Origin of the sequence: Tritonibacter sp. SIMBA_163 (assembly GCF_046535935.1) — a bacterium.
Lineage (GTDB): Bacteria > Pseudomonadota > Alphaproteobacteria > Rhodobacterales > Rhodobacteraceae > Epibacterium > Epibacterium scottomollicae.
Genome location: NZ_JAWJBP010000108.1, coordinates 1 through 492 on the forward strand (window position 1 = coordinate 1; position 492 = coordinate 492).

Genomic DNA, 492 nt, shown 5'->3' on the forward strand with positions numbered 1-492 from the left:
CTGATCAACCGCCTGCGCTTCAAATGCTGTCTTTTTCAAATCATCCAATCGACCCGAAATCTGATCAACCGCCTGTTCCATCTCTATTTTTTTAAGGCTTACTTCTTTCAGCTTCTCTTTATCCGCTTCTAGCTTAAACTTGTGAATTTCAAGCTATTTTTTATCTGAAGGCTCACCGCGCAGCAAGCCAAGTTTTTCGTTATGCTTCCCGATCGCTTCCTGCAGCTGTTTCATTTCAACTTTGTTGAAAATCTGCTTTGCTGACAGCTTTTTTTCTTTCGTGATCGGCACGAGACCCACGTGCATATGACGTGTCGTTTCATCCTTATTTACTGACGCATACATCACGTTCTCTTTTCCGTAACGCTCCTGGATAAATTCCAGATTAGATTTGAAGAATTCCCTTTCGCTCTCTGGAGACAGCTTTTCAAAGAATTCGGGACTTGCCGAGATCATGAACGAACAGCACCTAACCGCATCTTTTCGAATGGC

At 43.1% G+C, this 492-nt stretch carries 1 protein-coding gene; it reads right to left on the reverse strand.

Annotated features, from left to right (window positions below; all coding sequences use genetic code 11):
- Nucleotides 1-153: 153 nt before the first annotated feature.
- A partial coding sequence (gene mobV / locus R0J92_RS21645) for a MobV family relaxase (protein ID WP_411053149.1) occupies nucleotides 154-492 on the reverse strand: 339 nt, incomplete at its 5' end.